The sequence below is a fragment of the Zavarzinella sp. genome (assembly GCA_041399155.1).
GTDB lineage: Bacteria > Planctomycetota > Planctomycetia > Gemmatales > Gemmataceae > JAWKTI01.
Genome location: JAWKTI010000001.1, coordinates 1,902,016 through 1,920,968, shown reverse-complemented (window position 1 = coordinate 1,920,968; position 18,953 = coordinate 1,902,016). Strand labels below are relative to the sequence as shown.

At 47.8% G+C, this 18,953-nt stretch carries 16 protein-coding genes; 12 read left to right on the top strand and 4 right to left on the bottom strand.

Annotation, left to right across the window (positions count from 1 at the left end; all coding sequences use genetic code 11):
• The first annotated feature begins 34 nt into the window (after window positions 1–34).
• Window positions 35–1,603 (top strand): PQQ-binding-like beta-propeller repeat protein, encoded by a 1,569-nt coding sequence (locus R3B84_07955; protein MEZ6140489.1) that lies wholly within the window; start codon window positions 35–37, stop codon window positions 1,601–1,603.
• 32 nt (window positions 1,604–1,635) lie between these two features.
• Here R3B84_07955 and R3B84_07950 read toward each other — a convergent pair whose 3' ends face one another.
• Window positions 1,636–2,595 (bottom strand): glycosyltransferase family 2 protein, encoded by a 960-nt coding sequence (locus R3B84_07950; protein MEZ6140488.1) that lies wholly within the window; start codon window positions 2,593–2,595, stop codon window positions 1,636–1,638.
• 388 nt (window positions 2,596–2,983) lie between these two features.
• Between R3B84_07950 and R3B84_07945 the strand changes: the two genes are divergently transcribed.
• The gene (locus R3B84_07945; protein MEZ6140487.1) at window positions 2,984–4,954 is read left to right on the top strand and encodes a hypothetical protein; all 1,971 of its coding nucleotides are present in this window, start codon (window positions 2,984–2,986) and stop codon (window positions 4,952–4,954) included.
• A gap of 18 nt (window positions 4,955–4,972) precedes the next feature.
• Here the strand turns inward: R3B84_07945 and R3B84_07940 are convergent, their stop codons facing one another.
• A complete protein-coding gene (locus R3B84_07940; protein ID MEZ6140486.1) occupies window positions 4,973–5,464 on the bottom strand; it encodes a GNAT family N-acetyltransferase in 492 nt (163 codons plus the stop codon).
• A gap of 16 nt (window positions 5,465–5,480) precedes the next feature.
• On the opposite strand from R3B84_07940, the gene R3B84_07935 reads away from it, so the two are divergent.
• The 10 genes from R3B84_07935 (at window position 5,481) to R3B84_07890 (ending at window position 17,651) form a co-directional block, all read left to right on the top strand.
• The gene (locus tag R3B84_07935) at window positions 5,481–5,996 is read left to right on the top strand and encodes an adenine phosphoribosyltransferase (GenBank protein ID MEZ6140485.1); all 516 of its coding nucleotides are present in this window, start codon (window positions 5,481–5,483) and stop codon (window positions 5,994–5,996) included.
• A gap of 27 nt (window positions 5,997–6,023) precedes the next feature.
• Complete coding sequence (locus tag R3B84_07930; GenBank protein MEZ6140484.1) at window positions 6,024–6,713, top strand: class I SAM-dependent methyltransferase; 690 nt, start codon at window positions 6,024–6,026, stop codon at window positions 6,711–6,713.
• Between the two features lie 26 nt (window positions 6,714–6,739).
• Entirely contained in the window at window positions 6,740–7,867 is a 1,128-nt protein-coding gene (locus R3B84_07925; GenBank protein MEZ6140483.1) for a cysteine desulfurase family protein, read from the top strand.
• A 168-nt stretch (window positions 7,868–8,035) separates the two neighbouring features.
• Window positions 8,036–8,971: an ABC transporter ATP-binding protein gene (locus R3B84_07920; protein ID MEZ6140482.1), complete on the top strand. Its 936-nt coding sequence runs from the start codon at window positions 8,036–8,038 to the stop codon at window positions 8,969–8,971.
• A gap of 32 nt (window positions 8,972–9,003) precedes the next feature.
• A complete protein-coding gene (locus tag R3B84_07915) occupies window positions 9,004–10,938 on the top strand; it encodes a hypothetical protein (GenBank protein ID MEZ6140481.1) in 1,935 nt (644 codons plus the stop codon).
• Between the two features lie 35 nt (window positions 10,939–10,973).
• Entirely contained in the window at window positions 10,974–11,975 is a 1,002-nt protein-coding gene (locus R3B84_07910) for a hypothetical protein (protein MEZ6140480.1), read from the top strand.
• A 43-nt stretch (window positions 11,976–12,018) separates the two neighbouring features.
• Complete coding sequence (locus tag R3B84_07905) at window positions 12,019–13,023, top strand: hypothetical protein (GenBank protein ID MEZ6140479.1); 1,005 nt, start codon at window positions 12,019–12,021, stop codon at window positions 13,021–13,023.
• Between the two features lie 142 nt (window positions 13,024–13,165).
• Entirely contained in the window at window positions 13,166–13,912 is a 747-nt protein-coding gene (locus R3B84_07900; GenBank protein ID MEZ6140478.1) for a PIG-L family deacetylase, read from the top strand.
• A 168-nt stretch (window positions 13,913–14,080) separates the two neighbouring features.
• Complete coding sequence (locus tag R3B84_07895; GenBank protein ID MEZ6140477.1) at window positions 14,081–16,540, top strand: hypothetical protein; 2,460 nt, start codon at window positions 14,081–14,083, stop codon at window positions 16,538–16,540.
• 4 nt (window positions 16,541–16,544) lie between these two features.
• Window positions 16,545–17,651: an ATP-grasp domain-containing protein gene (locus R3B84_07890; GenBank protein ID MEZ6140476.1), complete on the top strand. Its 1,107-nt coding sequence runs from the start codon at window positions 16,545–16,547 to the stop codon at window positions 17,649–17,651.
• On the opposite strand, the gene R3B84_07885 is transcribed toward R3B84_07890, so the two are convergent.
• Both R3B84_07885 and R3B84_07880 read right to left on the bottom strand, forming a co-directional pair.
• Window positions 17,652–18,440, bottom strand: coding sequence for an enoyl-CoA hydratase/isomerase family protein (locus R3B84_07885; protein MEZ6140475.1), 789 nt, complete (start codon window positions 18,438–18,440; stop codon window positions 17,652–17,654).
• On the bottom strand, window positions 18,437–18,790 hold the full coding sequence (locus R3B84_07880; protein ID MEZ6140474.1) for a hypothetical protein: 354 nt from the start codon (window positions 18,788–18,790) through the stop codon (window positions 18,437–18,439). The genes R3B84_07885 and R3B84_07880 overlap by 4 nt, the downstream gene beginning before the upstream one ends.
• Between the last annotated feature and the right edge of the window lie 163 nt (window positions 18,791–18,953).

Genomic DNA, 18,953 nt, shown 5'->3' with positions numbered 1-18,953 from the left:
AATCGTTCCATTGATTCTGATGGTGGTTTGTTCGTTGGCGTTATTGCTGCTGTGGCAAACCGGCATCATGGCAAGCAATTCATCCAACAAAAATATGATGAAGCTGGTATTTTTTATCACCTTGATCAGTTCGCTGGTGTGGTTTGTACTGGTGCAGAAAAAGCCAAAAATTGTCTGGAGAGCAGCCTTTCTAGTAGTAATTTTTAGTGTCCCAAACATTTTCCTCGTTTACGTGTCGATGGATGGGGAGTTTTTCCCAATCATTCGTTACCGCGACTGGGTGCTGAACACTTTCTTTGGTGGGAGTCACGAACAACGCTTGAAAAAGCATCGGGAAGAGCAGGGCAAGTCGACTATTGTTGCAAAATTAACCCCCAACACGACAGATGTGATTCAGTATCGTGGCCCCGACCGTGGTGGTGTCTACGATGGCCCACCGCTTTCTCATAATTGGGATAAGCAGCCACCGAAAATGCTTTGGCGGCAACCCGTCGGCGGGGGATATGCATCGTTTGTTACTGCAAACGGCTGCCTGATCACGCTGGAACAGCGAAAAAATGAAAATGGCGAAGATCAGGAAATGGTCGTCTGTTACGAGGCTGTAAACGGCAAAGAAATCTGGACTTCTGGCTGGAATGCTCTGTTTTCCGAACGGTTGGGTGGGGATGGACCGCGTTCCACGCCCACAATTGCCAATGGCGACGTATTCGCACTGGGTGCCACCGGAAAACTGGTTTGTATTGATGGCGAAAATGGCAAGCAGAAGTGGGCTGTTGAAACATTAGAAAACAATGAAAATATTACCTGGGGGATGAGTGGTTCTCCGCTAGTGATTGGAGATCAGGTGATTGTTAATCCTGGTTCCCAGACTGAAGCCAGCAAGGGCAGTGCGGTGCGTTCTTATGATCGCAATACAGGTAAGTTACAGTGGCAGGCAGGAAGTTATCAGGCTGGGTATTGTTCCCCACAAGTTGCGAAAATTGGCGAAGATGAGCAGATTCTCATTTTTGATGCTGATGGTCTTGCTGGCCACCAATTATCTGATGGTAAAGAACTGTGGCGTTTTCATTTCCCCACTTATATGGGGATTAATGTTGCCCAACCGGTGGTGATCGATGATCACACGATATTCATCGGTGCTGGGTATGGTGCTGCAGGCGTATGCATCAATGTTACCAAATCGGAAAATCAGTGGCAGGTGAAGGAAAAATACCGCACATCGAACAAGGTGATGCGTTTGAAAATGTCCCCCGCCGTACGGCTAACGAACAAAAACGGTGATTACCTTTACGGACTTGATGATGGTGTGATGCAGTGCATGGATTTGGCCACAGGGAAACAAAAATGGCGAGACGACCGCAGAGCAAAGAAAGGTCAGGCGTATGGCCATGGCCAAATTGCTGCCAGTGATGGAGTGCTGATTATTCTGACGGAATATGGGGAACTTGTTCTGGTCGATGCGACAGAAACTGAATTCCGAGAAATCGGTCGCATCGACGCACTGACACGTGGGCCAAAAACCTGGACTGTACCGATTATTGTTGACGGGATTCTGTATGTTCGGAATGAAGAGCAGATGGCAGCATTCGACCTGCGGCAATAAACTGTAAATGGTTCATTCGTAAGTACTTAGAATTAAATTCTTTCAACGATATCCATCATGAAATCCTGGTAGAACCGTTCCGGTAAGTGAGATGGCTTTTTCTGGATTCGTCTGCGGATTTCCCAACTCGTCAGCCCAACTAGACGTGCAAGATTGGCAAAGGCACACGCTGCACCTGGCAGGTGCCGGTTCATGTAACGGTGACGGGAATTAAACCAGTATTTCGGCCGACGCTTTGCAGTTGCCTGCTTCCCAGTAACTCCGGTTGCCTGACCCTCCAGGTGGGTGACTCTGCTTGAGGGAACGTAACAACAGTTCCAGCCAACATCGGCAGCACGGTGGCAGAAATCTACTTCCTCGAAATAAAGGAAAAAATCTTCATCAAACGGGCCGATTTCTTCAATGACTTCCCGCCGGATCATCATGGAAGCACCGCAAACCCAATCACAATAAGTACTTACAGCGGAATCAGGCAGCATAATCTGCCAGCGAGCGAGTAATCGTGTGCACCACTTAAAGCGGATTGCTTCCTCAAGTTCAGAAAAGATACCTGGGAAACGAAAGCCACCTGTCTGAAAGCTGCCATCCGGGTTTTCCATTCGACTTCCAGCAATGCCCACCGTGGGGTATTGTTCAAATGCCTGTACAAGTTCACGAATGGCTCCTGCGTGGACTAATGTATCTGGGTTCAACAGGTGGAAGAAGTGAGTGTTCGGAAACTTCTGTTGAGCATATCGAATACCCACGTTGTTCCCCGCCGAAAAGCCACGATTGTGGGGAGCTTGGATTAAATGCACCCACGGGTATTTGTGGGACGCCTGCATCGACTGTAACTCCACCCAGGAATTGTCCGGTGAGGCGTTGTCCACGACGATCACGTGGATGTTCGCTTCGCTAAGTACTTGCAAAGCAATACTTTGCAGCAGATCGGCAACGAGTCGCGCGGTCTTGTAATTGACCACGATGATCGACACTTCAGGTGGGGTGTTCATTCAGAAAAAATAGATCCCGCTGACAATTTGGAGAGTGCCACTTTCAAAAATATGGGAAAAAACGAATGCCTATTAAGTTGATTAACATAATAGCTTTACGAAAATGATTGTACCACTGGCATGTCTGTTACAACTGTTACAACTTGCATCCTTAAATCACAGCGCACATCCGTTTCAGAAAACATAACACGCCGTCTGACGGCAAATCCTTGCCACAATTGCGTATTGCGTCTGGGATTCCCAATTTACCCAGTCGATGATGATTCCATGTGTTGCGCGGTATTCCTACCTTGGCAAGTTCGGCTGATGTACCGCGCTACCCCACTGGATAAATGTGGGGCAACAGGAGTTTTTGTAACCGGACAAGAAGACCGGTGAGGAGGCATTCATGAAGATTCGCTTGGGCGTAATTGGGATGATCGCCCTTGCTTTGGGTAGTGTCAATACTACTCATGCAGCGTTAGGCGGTCTGTTCGGGGCTTGTAAGAGTGACAAGAACTGTGGCGATCCGCAGGTCAATTTTTCCGATTGTAATACCCACGTCAAAGCCAGTTATAAACTGGTTTATGACACAGTAATGGAAAAACGGTTTCACACCTGTTACGAAACTGTGAAAGAAACGGTGATGCAGCCTGTTCAGAAAACCTGCTATCGCACCGAAAACAGAACGGCTTATCGGAATTGCACGGAAACCCATTACCGCACTGTGCAGGAAGAAGTTTGTCGTCCCTGCTATCAGACGGTGATGAAGGAAGTTCCGTGCGTTACCTACAAGCCAGTAAAAGAAACACACATGCAGAAAGTGTGCGAAACGGTGAATCGGAAGGTATGTGAAACACACTACCGCGATTGCCAGTACACTGTTTGCAAACAAGTTTGCGAAACGCATTACAAACAGTGCACATACACCGTTTGCAAGCCAGTTTGTGAAACCCACTGCCGGACTGAAAAGTTCCAGGTGTGCCAGACTGTTTGCGAAACCCACTACCGCGATTGCTGCGAAACTGTGTGTCGTCCGGTATGCGAAACCAAATATCGCACCGTGTGCTACACCACCTGCCGCCCAGTGTGCGAAACACAAATGCGGACAATTTGCTGCACAGGATATCGTGATGTGACCTGCACCACGATGCAGACCCGCACTCGTACTGTCTGTCAACAAGTGACCGAAATGAAGACCGTTACCCGCAAGATTCCAGAAGTTCGCTGCGAAACTTACTGCGTTCCTGGCAAACTGACCTTGCAGAAAGTGCCGGAATACAAGTGCTGTTACGATCCCTGCACCGGTCTTTCCACTCAGAAGCAGTGTGGTTCAAAAATCCGCTTCTGTCGTGGGCCTTCGGAAGTACGTACCCGTCAGGTATGTTCATACCGCACTGTGTGTGAGCAAGTACCTTGCACCCGTACCGTTCGTCGGACAATTTGCGAACAAGTCCCTGTAACAGTCTGCAAAAAGGTACCTTACACCTACACCAAGACTGTTCCAGTGACAGTTTCTCGAACGATTCGAGAAACCCACACCAAACAGGTTCCTTACACCACCACCCGGATGGTGAAAGAAACAGTGAACAAGCGAGTTCCTTACCAGGTATACCGCACTGTCCGTGGCTGCTATGCAGATAACGGTGCATGCGCTAATCTGACCAAAGGCCAGGGTGGCATGTATTGCTGTGGTAATGGTGGGGCAATTGAAGGTACTGCAAATGGCGGCGATGGTCGCTCGTTTGTTGAAGGTGGCTTCTGTACCCGTCAAGTGAATTACACCACCACCAAAATGGTACAGGAAACTCACGTGCGTCAGGTCCCTTACACCGTGAAGAAGATGGTGCCAGAAGTGCACACGAAACGCGTGCCATACACTGTTACCCGCGTGGTGCCTACCACTATCGAAAAGCTGGTACCTGTGACTACTTGTCGTTTAGTGAAATGTGAAACGGTGAAGCAGGTTCACACAACCGTTTGTGTGATGAAAAAAGAACTGGTTTGCAAGAAAGTTCCTTACACCGTTTGCAAACAAGTCCCTTACACCGTTTGCGTGAAAGTGCCTTATTGTGTTACTGAAATGGTTCCTCATACCGTTTGCAAGAAAGTACCGGTTACCAAGTGCTACGATGTCTGTGTGCGTAAGCCACGTTGGGTCTGCACCTACGAAGCATGTGCAGCACCTGCACCTGTGTGTGCGGATCCATGTGAAGATCCTTGTGCAGCCAAGCCAGCTTGCAGCATCCAGTCCACCACCTGCTGCAAACCAGTTTGCGGGGATTGCTGCCACGAAGGTCCTTTTGGCGGTTTCTTCAAGAAACTGTTTCATTGCCGCCTGGGCTGCAAACCGATTTCCTGTGGTCCTGTCTGCAAATAATGAATGAGAATTCATTCATTATTCTTTGCTCTGCAATTTCTTTTCAAACATGTAATAGCCCGAATCGAACATTTTTAACGCCCCATAAGTTGTCTGTGCGACGAGATTTTCCTTTTCAACATAGAGCCGTAAGCCCACCACATCGCCTTGCTCGTGGGCTAACTGCTCAACATATTGAAATATTTGTTTGAATATGCCCTGTCTTCGCCACTCCTGGCGTACGTAGACACTTTGAATCCACCAGAACCAGCCATTCCGCCAGTCGCTCCACTCGAATGTGATCATCATCTGGCCCACCACCAATGAGTCATGGCAGGCAACGAAGTATTGTCCCTTTGCGGGGTCGGAAAATACTTTCTGAACTCCAGGAACGATCAGTTCGTCTGGCAGGAATTTGCTTTCAGTTTCAGCGGCAAGGGCCTGGTTAAATTGTGCGATTGTTTGCCAATCGTCGAATTCAGCACGCCGAACAACAACATTTTGCCTAGAACGATTCTGATCGTTATGCATTTGGACCACCAACTACATGAATCTGTTCGATTATATTCGCGATGTGCCTGATTTTCCCAAGCCGGGGATCATGTTCAAGGATATTACCCCACTGCTCAGCAATCCGCAGGCTTTTCAGCACGCGGTGCAGCAGTTGGCCGCGCCTTTTCTTGATCCTTTGCCAGATGTGATTGCGGCTGCGGAAGCTCGAGGCTTTTTGTTTGCTGCCCCACTGGCGTTGGCAATGCAACGGCCGTTGGTGCCATTGCGTAAACCAGGAAAGCTTCCTTACAGCACCCACAGTTTGAAATACGATCTGGAATACGGCAGTGCGGAACTGCACATGCATGTCGATGCGGTGAAACCGGGCGATAAAGTGCTGCTGATTGACGATGTACTGGCCACTGGTGGGACAATGCGAGCAGCAATCGAACTGATTCGCAATGCAGGTGGGGAAATACTAGCTTGCGGCTTCCTGATGGAGCTGGCTTTTTTGAAAGGCAAGCAACTCCTGGATGGCATTCCGTCTCACTCTGTGCTGGTTGTTGATTAGTTTTTCTTCATAATTAGGGAGAGTACCGTGGCTCTTTCGGATTCTGTGGGCCAGTTTTTTGACCAACTTGCTACAGATTATAATATCGCAATATTGCGATGCTTTCCAAAATATCCGGAAATGTTACGCACGGTGGTTGATTTTCTGCCTGATTTCCACGCATCTACGGTGGCGGAATTGGGCTGCGGTACAGGTAACTTAAGCAAATTGCTGGCAGCTAAGTATCCCGAATCCAAGATGACCTTGGTGGATCTGTCACAAGATTCTTTGACTGTTGCCCAGCATTCATTGCCAGAAATGAGGAAATGCGAGTTTTTATGTTGCGATATGAATGATTTGGATTTTCCAGATCATTCATTTCAGGTGGTTACTTCAGCAATTGCAATCCACCATCTGAATTCCGAGCAGAAGAAGCAACTTTTCGCAAAAATAATACGTTGGCTGGCACCAGGTGGGGTGTTCATTTTTGCGGATCAGTTCCGTGGTGACAATGATCGTCTCTACCAGCTACAAATGAATCAATGGTATCAGGCGAGCATGCACGCAGGTTCCTGTAGAGCCGAGTGGGATTCCTGGATGTCCCACCAAAAGGAACACGATCACCACGATCGACTGAGAGATCAAATCAACTGGTTAGAACAGGCGGGATTCAGCACGATTGATTGCGTATGGAAATGTATGCTTTGGACGGTTTTGGTGGCAGAAAAATCAAAATAATTGTCTTGTAATCAACAATTGTCAACATGATTTACCTGGATCATCACGCTACGACACCTACACGTTCAGAAGTGCTGGAAGTGATGCATCGTGCCAGCGTGGAAGCGTTTGGGAATCCGTCCAGTCCCCACCACGTGGGGAAAGTTGCCCGGCAGTGGTTGACAAGCGCTCTTGCAGAAATCGCGACCTGTCTTGATGCCCACCCAGACGAGATTTTATTTACAAGTGGTGCCACGGAATCAAACAATCTGGCAATCTTCGGACTTATGCCAGACAATGCACGTCAGATAATCACATCTGATTTAGAACACCCGTGCGTGCTTGCACCCGTGGAATATCTTGGAAAATCACATTTAACAGTCTCTAAATGTGCGATCAAGTCCGATGGTCAACTTAATCATGAAGATTTTATTAGGAACATTGGGGATCAACCCGGGATTAGCACGCTTCAATTAGTGAACCACGAAATGGGTGCGATTCAACAAGTTTCGAAACTTTCCCATGAGATTCGGCGATTGAACCCACAAATGGTCGTGCATTGCGATGCCGCCCAGGGTGTGGGAAAAATCCCAGTCTCATTTCGACAACTTCATGTTGATAGTCTTAGTGCCAGCGGGCACAAATTCGGTGGCCCTAAGGGAATTGGGCTGTTGATTGTGAAAAAATCATTAAAATTGCGTCCTTTACTGCACGGTGGGCACCAGCAGCATGGTAAGCGACCTGGTACCGAAAGTGTCCCACTGATTTGTGGATTGGCCAGTGCCTTAACTATTGCTAATAAAGAACTTACGGCGAATTTTGCTCAAGTGAGTCTGTTAAAGCAAAAATTTTTGGATTGTTTTTCAGGCACGCTACATGAGGTCAATAGCCCCACTGATGGTTCACCTTATGTGGTCAACATCGCCTTTCCCGGGTGCCGTGCGGAAATGCTTCTCATTAAACTGGATCTTGCTGGTATTGCCTGTTCTGCCGGTTCGGCCTGTTCCAGTGGCTCGTTGCTGCCATCCCCAGTCTTGAAGGCAATTGGGGTGCCATTGGAGAAAAATCGGTCATCTCTGAGATTCAGCTTTCACGCACAACAGTCCGTTGAGGAAATAACCAGAGCAGGTCGCACGGTTGCCGGAATTGTTTCGACTATGGCATCTGTGGGATAGTAGACACCCAAAGATCTGAAAAATCGACTTTCTCTGGGCGAATCAACTAATCAGGCTTCTCGAAGATTCCTATCATGAAAAAAATGGTGGAAATTGCCCCACCTGCGTGAACCAGCAGGCGGGTGCTGAACGTATTTCAGTCAACGCATGGGTGTCTTGGAGAGATGAATGGCTGCAACAATGGAACCACAGGGGAAGGCTCCGGTGTCCAAGACGGGTAATATTGTCGAAACCCGCAACCTGACAAAGATTTACAAAGATTTCTGGGGCCGCAAGAAAAAAGTTGCCCTGAACGCCCTAGACTTGGAAATTCGACGGGGCGAAATCTTTGGTTTGCTGGGCCCCAACGGTTCAGGCAAAACGACAACAATCAAGTTGCTGCTGGGCCTCCTTTTCCCCACCTCTGGCGATGCCACTGTTTTTGACCAGCCTGCAGGTGATGTTCGCAAAAATGAGAAAATCGGCTATTTGCCAGAAGAATCATATTTGTATCGCTTTTTGAATGCGGAAGAAACGCTTGACTTTTACGGCCGCCTGTTTGACATGCCACCCGAAGTGCGTCGGGAGCGTAGTGCCGAACTGATTAAATTGGTGGGTCTGGAAAACGACAAACGCCGTACCTTGCGAGAATACTCAAAAGGGATGCGTCAGCGGATCGGACTTGCTCAAGCACTGATCAACGACCCCGAATTTGTTATTCTGGATGAGCCCACCTCCGGTTTGGACCCACTGGGTACCATCTGGATGAAGGAATTGATTCACAATTTGAGGGATCAGGGGAAAACGGTGCTGATGTGCAGTCACCGTCTGGACGATGTGCAGGATGTCTGTGACCGCATCGCGATTTTATACAACGGCGACCTTCAGGAAGAAGGTATGGTCAGCAAACTGGTGGAGGATTCTGCCCGCATGGAATTGCGTGCCACCGGCCTGCCAATTACGGATGAATTAAAGAAAGACCTGCAAGTCTTGATCGAAAAGCATGGTGGTAAGGTGGAATCGATCGGTCACCCCACCACCACACTTGAAGACCTGTTCAAACGCGTCATTCAGGAAAGTAAAGATCGTCCAGGTCGTCGTTACATGCGTACGGATAAACAGTAACCCACAATTTAACATCAACAAGGAACTCAACGGTGCAAGATTCGCTCCTTCCCATTTTTGGGGTAATGAAGTTTGAATTTGAGCCTCAACGGTTTGGAGATATTCCTCGTCTGCTGTTGCTGATGGTGGAGTACGCTGGTGCCTTTTCCATTATTGCTGTGATTCTCTGGCTGATTCATGCGTTTGTTAACCCCATCTATGTTGATGCTGGTAATGGCAAACGAAAGAATCAACGTCTGGATATTCCGCAGCTTGCTTTTGCAGCGGTTTCAATTGTCAGCTACCTGATTGCGATTTTTCTGCTGGGAACGGTCACCCAGGAAAATCTCTCTGCGGAAGATCGTGCAGCGATCATCGCAGGTAAGTCGAGCAGCAAAGATCTGATATTTAATTGGTCATTGCGTGTTGGCGGATTGTTTGGTTTGGCTGCATTTTTGTGGCCCTTCATTCTTGACTGCACGAAAATGAGTTTCCGTCGGATTTTTGCAATTGCCAAACTCAGTTTTCTGGAAGCAATTCGTCAGAGGGTTTTCCTGGTCTTCTTTGGATTTCTGTTGCTAGCATTCTTTCCGTCTGGCTGGTTTTTTCAAGACAAGGATGAAGACCAGTTAAAAACCCTGATTCAGGTAGCAATGAACGGTATGACTGTACTGTTAATTGCTGTTGCAGTACTGCTTGCTAGCTTCAGTATTCCTAACGACATCAAGAGCTTGTCGATCTACACGATTGTTACTAAACCCGTCCAGCGTTTTGAAATTATCCTGGGGCGATTTTTGGGCTATGTGGGGCTATTAACTATCGCTCTGTTAATTATGTCCACTGGAAGTTTATTGCTTCTTTATACTTCAACCTTACCAAAGGCTGCCGTTGAAGAAACGATGAAAGCTCGTGTGGCACTTTATGGTGATCGTCTGGAGTTCACCTCTCGTCAGGCGGCATTTACTGGTGTTGACGTGGGTCGCGAAGAAGCTTACCGAAAATACATTACTGGTCGTAGCTCTGAGCGTGCAGTTTGGCACTTCAGCAGCTTTCCGAGCAGTTTAACTCGATTGGAATCCATTCCACTGGAAAGTGGTTTTGATATTTACCGCACCACCAAAGGTGATGAGCGGATTAACGTGCTGATGAGTGTCGAAGTGGTGACCCACAACTGGGATCCATCGAAGCAGGACGAATTTGATCTGAAAGTAGAAAAAGTGCGAAATTCATTACCTAACCAGCAGGATCGTTGGAAGCAGGTCGATGAGTTAGCACAACAATATGGCCGCTATGTTTACGTTAATCAGAACATTCGAGACTACCATACACAGGCAATCCCCATCCCACCGGGCATTTTCAAAAACGCATTAAACGGCTCGCCTCCACCGGGCCCCGAAGGGATTCCCGGCACCCGCCTTCAGGTCAGAGTGCGGTGTGATACACCCAGCCAGTATCTCGGCATGGCGAAGCACGATTTATACCTGTTGGAATCCAATGGCAGTTTTGCCTTGAATTATTACAAAGGCGCGTATGGCTTGTGGTTAAGATTGGTGCTGGTTATAGCACTTGCGGTAACTCTGAGTACTTATTTTTCTGGTGTGATCAGTCTCTTAATCACGGTGGGCTTGATAGTAGCTGGTACTTTCATTGATTTTATCATCAGCATTGCTCGCGGTGAGAATCCGGGTGGTGGACCGACTGAATCTGCATTGCGTCTGTTTACCAGAAAAACTGCCGCTGCTGAACTGGAAAGTAATTCTGCTAATGCCTTTCTACAACTGATGGACAAAGGCTATCGGTGGGTGTTACGCCGATTTGAGTATGTGCTGCCAGATACCACCAGGTACAGTTTTTTCGATTACTTGGCTTATGGTTTCAATATTAACTTCGAACTGATTTTTCTGAACAGCTTGATGTTATTTGGTTATTTGTTGTGCTGGTTTGTTTCAGCGTACTACATCATGAAAGCCCGGGAAATTGCAGCCTAATCCTTCACGGGATGACGAAAGTATAGGATAGACCAATGGCAAATATTTATCAACAAGCCGTCAGTAGACGGAAATTATACTACCTGGCAGGGATGTTTATTCTGTTTGTCTGCACCTTGCTGGTGCGTGGCACGATTCGTGTGCCCATGGGCGAAGCAGGCGATGCCATCTACTCGAAAACAATTGATGGCCAGGCAGAATATCTCGAACTGACTGAACTTAGCCAGGGCGATACCCGATTGAGTGGTGCGGCAATTAATCTGTTACTGACAGGTACTCGTGGGATCGTAGTTTGCGGTCTCTGGAATTATGCCATGGAGAAGGCAAAAAAGCATGAATGGAACGAGCTGGATACAACAGTCAAATCGATCACGACTCTGCAACCTCACTTTACTTCGCCATGGTTATTCCAAAGCTGGAATATCGCTTACAACGTTTCAGTGGAAATGGATTCACTGGATGACATGTATTATTACATCGCCCGTGGGATCAACATTCTTGCGGAAGGTGAAGACCAAAACCGCCGTAATCCTGATTTACGCTGGAATATGGGCTTTTATTACCAGAACAAGTTCAGCGTTTCGGATAAAGTGACGACACTGAGATGCCTCTATCAGATGTCGTGCATGACGGAAGAAGATCGGAACAGTGAACGATTGATTAATCCTGAAAATGGCGAAATCAACAAGCAGGCTTTTACAGAATTCTGCCGGAAAAATCCACAGTTGATTCGCCGTCTGAAAGAAAGTGCTATTCGGATGGATCGCGGTGAATACAAGACTCTCGCTGAAAGCCCTCTGGATGTGGTCGATTTTTTGAAGAGAAATCGCTCAATTCCAAGCAGATACATTAAAGGCAGTTCGGAATTAGCAACGCGTTTAAAACAATTTCCTGTCTTTCCAGAATATGATCCTGGACATCAGGTGAATGAACTTCCCTGGAATGTGGAATTAAGGGACCACCAGTCGGACGCCTTTTGTAAAAAAGCGCGGTTGGTTTACGAAATCCAACAATATTGTTCCTCCACCAAATCCTGATCCTTCCGTTGAGGATGGGGAATTTGATAAGCGAAAATATCGCATGCCAAAACGACCGGCGTTGATCATTTTCCGCCAACAGCCAATGCGTGCCCAGACTTATCATGCCGAAAAACTGACGAAAGAAGGTTGGTTGGATGATGCAGGGTGGGACATTGATAACAGCGTCGATGGGAATCGAGCCCCATGGATTGAGAGCAACGATCAGAGTTCGCGGGTAGTGCTCAAAACGGAAGGGAATGCAAAAGCTGCCTGGACAGAAGCTTACGCGCGTTGGCGAAAGCATGGTACTGATTCTGGCTGGGTGAAAGATGCGGATGAATTGAAACGTTGGACGGAGTTAGCAAAGCGGTATGTTGCCCGCCACCCTGGTATCAGCCTGGATACGTTAACACCTGCTGCGACCCCAGAAGAAATTAATAATCCCGACCTCTACGAAGAATTTCTCTCCCACAGGCGGTTGCAAAGACACGTGTATGGCCGCAGAACGACCAACTTCGATTATTTCCTGGTGGAATCTCAGACACTGAGTACCACTGATGCATTAACGGCCATACGTCTCCAGCAGGAAGCTTTATTTGCCAGTCGGATTGAATTACGTCCTGACAAGGCAATCAAACTTTATGAAAAAGCGTTTGATGAGTGGAAGAAAATCCTTCTGATCAGCCAGTTTGCCGGTGATGGTTCTACCCAGCAGGTGGGGCCACAAATCCGTAGTTTCCGGGACCTGACCATCTATCTGGAAAATATTTACGAAGCCAGTATGTTATATAATCAACTGGTAATGGAGCGTGATCAATTTACCCGCAAACAGGCCAGTCAGTTTATTTTTGACTGGCTCAACATCAGCTCTGGTGCTGCCAGTGGAGTGTCATTCAGCAGCATTTTACCAATTGCCGATTTAGCAAAAGAAGTGATTCCAGTATCGGGGCAACGCCCATTGCCACTTCCGGGCCCACTGGATGGTTTCCGACCAAGCGATAATGAACCCTGGATTCCAGACCCAGTCAAACTCACTGTGAAAGAAAAGATGGGTATCAATCGCTGATCTTTTTCATTTTTTCTTCATCTTTTTCACCTCGTATTCACAGATTTGAAAAACAGCCATGGCAGCTCCTATAGCAGATTAGCTGCTCTTTCATAACAATTTACTCATGCAAACCTTTTTCCACAATTAAAGAGAGTGATCGATGTCGAAAACCGCGCTTGCCATTCTGGCTCATCCCGACGATGCCGAATTTTTATGTGCTGGAACGCTGATCCGCCTGCAGCAGGAACATGGGTGGAAGGTGCACATTGCCACAATGACTGCTGGTGATTGTGGGTCCACCGAACATTCGCCAGAAGAGATTGCAGCAATTCGTCGGCAGGAAGGTGCGAACGCAGCTGCACTGATGGGAGCGGAATATACGTGCCTGGAAGTGAGGGACTTGCGAGTGATCTACTCCGAGGCCCTGATGGAAAAAGTAGTTCAATTCATGGTCTCCGTACGTCCTTCCCTGGTAATCACCCACAGCCCGGACGACTACCACATGGACCATGAAATGACCAGCCGCACCGTACGCGGGGCAACTTTTGCCGCTCCGATCCCAAATTACTTGTTCGATAGATGGTCGCACGCACCTCTGGAACATATCCCCCACCTGTATTATTGTGATCCACTGGAAGGAAAGGATGTTTTTGGGCAACCAATTGTTCCACAATTTCGCCTCAATATCACTGAACAGATTCCTTTGAAGGAAAAAATGCTCGCTGCCCACGCCAGTCAGCGGGAGTGGTTAATTCGCCACCATGGAGTTGATGATTACATCATCGCGATGAAGCACTGGGCAGAAACACAAGGAAAAGCTCTAGGTGTCCCATTTGCAGAAGGTTTCCGCCAACACCTGGGGCATAGTTATCCGCAGAACAATCTTTTAGTAGAGTTATTGGGCTAAACGCATTTGAAATTATTGCCAGATCTAAAATATCAGATCTGGCATCAAAATTGTCAAAAAAATGAGAATTCAGCACATTTTTCTCATTCAATCAGACCTGATTGCTTTTCCCGCGTTTACTACCTATCCCAACAGATAAGTAACCACGTATTTCTCTAATGAGTTTTTATGGCGCTTCGATTTGGGCTGGCCATGTTCACCAGTGCGGTGCTGCTCTTTCTGGTGCAACCGATGATTGGCAAAATGATTCTCCCTCTGGTGGGAGGATCGTCGAGTGTCTGGAATACGTGCATGTTGTTTTTTCAGATTATCCTGCTTCTGGGGTACCTCTACGCCCACTACCTGGGCAGTATGCCCAGTTTGCGGAAGCAGATTATTATCCATGGAATTGTGGTGGTACTGGTGGTGCTCTATCAGGCCGGAAGTGCCAGTTTTACCGAACCATCTACCACAATTCCGATAGCAAAAGCACTCGCACCACAGGGAAGTTCATTACCGGTTTTAGGGGTATTGCAAATACTGGTGGTGGCAATTGGACCTGCATTCTTTCTGGTGTCAACGACGGCACCACTGCTGCAAAAATGGTTCTCCCATACCGCCCACCGCACTGCGGATGATCCTTATTTTCTCTATGGTGCCAGCAATTTAGGTAGCCTCATCGCATTGTTGGGCTATCCACTATTCATTGAGCCTGAATTTCGTGTGAATGATCAGGCCTGGATCTGGTCTGGCGTGTTAATGTTGTTTGTGGGCTTGATGGCGTTCTGTATCCCATCCCTCTGGTGGTTGCCAGTGCGTCGCACCATCGCACCCGCACCTAATAAATTAGGTGAAGGTGTAGCCGCACCCACGTGGGGCAGAAAGGGCAGGTGGGTGCTACTTGCTGCCACCGCATCCAGTCTGTTGTTAAGTGTCACCAATGAGCTGACACAAGACATTCTGTCTGCTCCCATGCTTTGGATTATCCCACTGTCGCTTTATCTGCTGACATTTGTGATCGTCTTTTCCAAAACGGTGGGTGGGCCGGTTCACCAGGTCGTCAGCATCATCGCACCGATTGCAGTGTTGTTATTGGTTTTTTTGCAAATATCGAACGTAAAACCGAACCTCTGGATCGAACTTGGCTTGAATGTGTTTTGCTTCTTTATTCTCGCACTCATGTGCCACGGTGAATTGGTTCGATTGCGCCCATCCACGACTTATCTGACTCAATTTTACCTGTACATGTCAATCGGTGGCATGCTGGGGGGCTTATTCAATGCCATCGTGGCACCGGTCATATTTGTTACCTTTGTGGAATACGATGTCGGTCTGATGGTCTGTGCGGTGCTGATTCCACCTGCAATGAAAATAATTGCTGGCAAAGAGCAGGAACCTGCGAAAAGTAATGAATGGATTATCGTGGTGATTGTTGGTCTCAGTATTTTGCTCAGTGTTCGCCTGATGTACGTATTTTTTGACGAAATTGTCGTTGGATTTAAGGCCGTATTCAACGCGATTGGTGTAGGAGCAATCGCAAAAAACAAATCGGGCCCACTGTTAATCTTGTTTGGTGTGCCATTGCTGGTCAGTTATCTCTTTGTAGAACGGCCAGTTCGATTTGCAGTATGCATTACCTGCATTTTTCTCGGTATGTATTTGAACATTTATCGGGAAGAAGCTCGAATCAAAGATCCTGATTTGAAAGCAGCCAATTTCCGCAGTTATTATGGTGCGTTTAAAATTCAATTAGATGATGAATCAGATACGGAAGTATTGAAACTTCGAGTCATGTCCCATGGCAGCACGGTGCATGGCTACCAGCACCTGTATGCAAAAGAGCTGTCAATTATGGATGCACTGATGCCACTGGGTGCGGGTGATCCAATCAGTGCAATGGCTGGACTGATGGAAACCCAGGATGCCCGTGATCGCCCCGGTCGAATCCCGTTGAGTTATTACCACCGCACCGCTGCTGTTGGTGATATGTTTGAATCCTTCCACGAATTGCTTGATGTGGGTGTTCTGAAAAACAGCTCTGTGGCCTGCATTGGCCTGGGAACGGGGACGTTGGCAGCCTACGGTGAGAAAGATCAGAAAATGACCTTTTTTGAAATCGACCCACTGGTTCGCAAAGTAGTTGAACCACCCAAGTATTTTACGTATCTTCAGGACGCAAAAGATGCCGGGGTACAACTGGAATTTGATATGGGCGATGCCCGCCTGAGCCTGGAACGCTCCAGCCAACGCTGGGGGATGATTCTGGTCGATGCGTTCAGTTCCGATTCCATCCCACCACACCTGTTGACCAAGCAGGCGGTGGAACTCTACTTCAACCATGTGGAAGAAAACGGCATTGTGGGGATTCATATCTCTAACCGCTATCTCAACCTGGAACCAGTGGTGGAAAGGATTGCCACGGAACTAGGGCTAAAGGCGATCGTGATGACCGACTACCATGGTACTGATGAAAACAAGCCTGGATATATCGTTGGTAAAAATCCCTCCACTTGGATTGCACTGACAAAAAGCCCCCTGGCATTAAATGCCTTACAGCAGGACAGCCGTTGGACAAGCCTCGAATCAAATCCGAACGTGGGCCTGTGGACGGATGATTATTTCTCAATTCTGAAAATTTTCGGCAAATAGATCGATGATTCAGCAATTGGTGATTGTGGGTGCCAGCATTCGGGCAGCCGTTCAATCGGCACGCAATGCTGGAATCCAGGCGATTGGTGCAGACTTATTTACCGATGCTGATTGCCTGGCTATGAATGCTGGTATTGTACGATTGGGGTTTTCAGATTACCCCCATGGTTTTCTGGCAATTCTTCGCGGATATGTGGGAATACCCTGGCTCTATTCCGGTGGGCTGGAGAACTATGCTGATTTGATTGCGGATGCATGCATAACAAATCAGTTGCTTGGTTGTCAGCACCCAGAACAATTTCGAGATCCATTTCTGTTACAGCAGCAGTTGCTTCCTTACAACGTTTCTTTTCCAGAAATGTCTCACTCCTTTCCCGCTTCTGGTGGGGAAAACTGGTTGTTTAAGAAGTACCATAGTAGTGGTGGTCTGGGAATCGTTTCGGCAAACTCTTCTCATGGTGAAAGTGGCTATTACCAGAAATTGTTGACTGGGCAGGTGCGATCGGCAGCATTCCTCGCTTCAAAAGTGATGGTTAATCTTTTAGGGGTTTTTCAGCTATATCATCAGCAAACACCCGATTTGCCCTTTTTGTATGCTGGAAATATTGGACCAGTTGCCTTGAGTTCAATTGAATCTGATTTCCTCGACATTATCAGGCAATTTATCGTTGAAAAGTCAGGCTTACGGGGATTGTTTGGCGTGGATTATGTGATTCACGAGCAGCAATGTTATCTGCTGGAAGTTAACCCGCGTTACACCGCATCGATGGAATTGTGGGATGCATGGTCAGGCAAATCAGCAGTTGGTTATCACGTTCAAGCGTGTCTAGGAAAACATGTCGTACCACCCTCAGCGAAAGGAAATGAGTCTCTGTTCGCCAAGAAAATAATCTATGCCATTACTCCGTTGAAGGTTACCAGGCAAATGCAACAGTCTTTGCCGTGGTGGATCGATCGAAAAGAAGATCATGCTGGGCAAATTCATCTTGCAGATATCCCGCAGGTTGGCACGGTGATCGAACCTGGTCAACCAGTTTGTAGTGTGTTATTTCAGGCGAAAGATGAAGCTGAAGCAGAAACCCGCTTTCACGATTTTGTGTTGGATTGGTAACTACTTGTCATTCATTGGTGAGTACCAGGATGGGACTGTTTTGTCGAAAAACGCCTTCAATCCCTCTTTACATTCTGTGCCTAATCGTGGTTCGGCACTTTCATGTGCTGTAAGTGTGATTGATTGTGCGCTGGGTGAGAAGGCATTTAATAAATGTTTCGTGCGTTGGATTGCTTTTGGCCCACCCTGACAGCACCAGCTTGCCCACTTTCTGGCGGTGGATAGTAACTCGGGTGGTTCCACAATTGCGTTGAGAAATCCTGCATCAAATGCTTCTTTGGCTGCAAAGAGTTCCCCTGTCAGCAACCAATAGCGAGCGGTTCTTTCTCCCACCAGTCGTAACAGGTGGGGTAAAACCATCGCTGCGACCAGACCTCGTCGAACTTCCGGATAGCCAATTCTGGTTTCAGGCACACTGACAGCGAGGTCGCACACCGAAGCGAGTCCCGCCCCACCTGCAACTGCGTGCCCATTGAGGGCTGCGATTGTCGGATATGGGAAGTGATAAATTAATTCGTACAGCTGTGCCAGTATTTGAGCGTTGTGCCAAATATCTGCTTCCGGTGCCTCGATTCCTGCCTGCAATTCCGCAAGGTCCATACCCGCGCAGAACGCAGACCCATTTCCCGTTAGAATGACGCACCGAATGTTCGGCTGTGTGGCAAGGTGCTGAAACGTGAAGATGAGTTCACGGATCAGCGCAGTAGATAAGGCATTTCGTTGTTCTGGCCGGTTTAGAGTAACAATGGCAACGTTGTCTGAAATTGAAATCGTGCTGAGGCTGTTCACTCTGCCATCTCCTTGGGACGAAAATACTCTTTCGCATCTTCTGGTAATTCGATTTCCATCTGCAGCAGGGCAAGTGCCAGCAATTTTCCCTGGCTATCGCTGCGTAACGACCGCGAAGCACCCCCAGCCAGCACATTTCGCAGAACAAAATTGAGCGCTTTCAGGTGGGGGATTTCATAACGGGTGACCTTTTGTGGTCCAAGTGCCTGAAAGTATTGATTCACTTTCTCGGCAGTCAAATGATCCACTAGCCAATCATAACCTGCAGTGGAATATGCAACGATGGCAATATTGGCATGATTTCCTTTATCTCCACTGCGGCCGTGGGCAATTGCTGAAAGTAACGGCATGCTTCACCTACTTTTCAAGAATTTCGTACTGAACCAGGGGATCCACCAGATGTTTGGATACCAATGTGGGCCAGTATGCAAATACGTCCCGCACGGCTGCTCGGCCCGAAGTGTAGCCACTGATTCCTGGCGGGCCTGATGTAACCATTGAGGCAATTTCTCT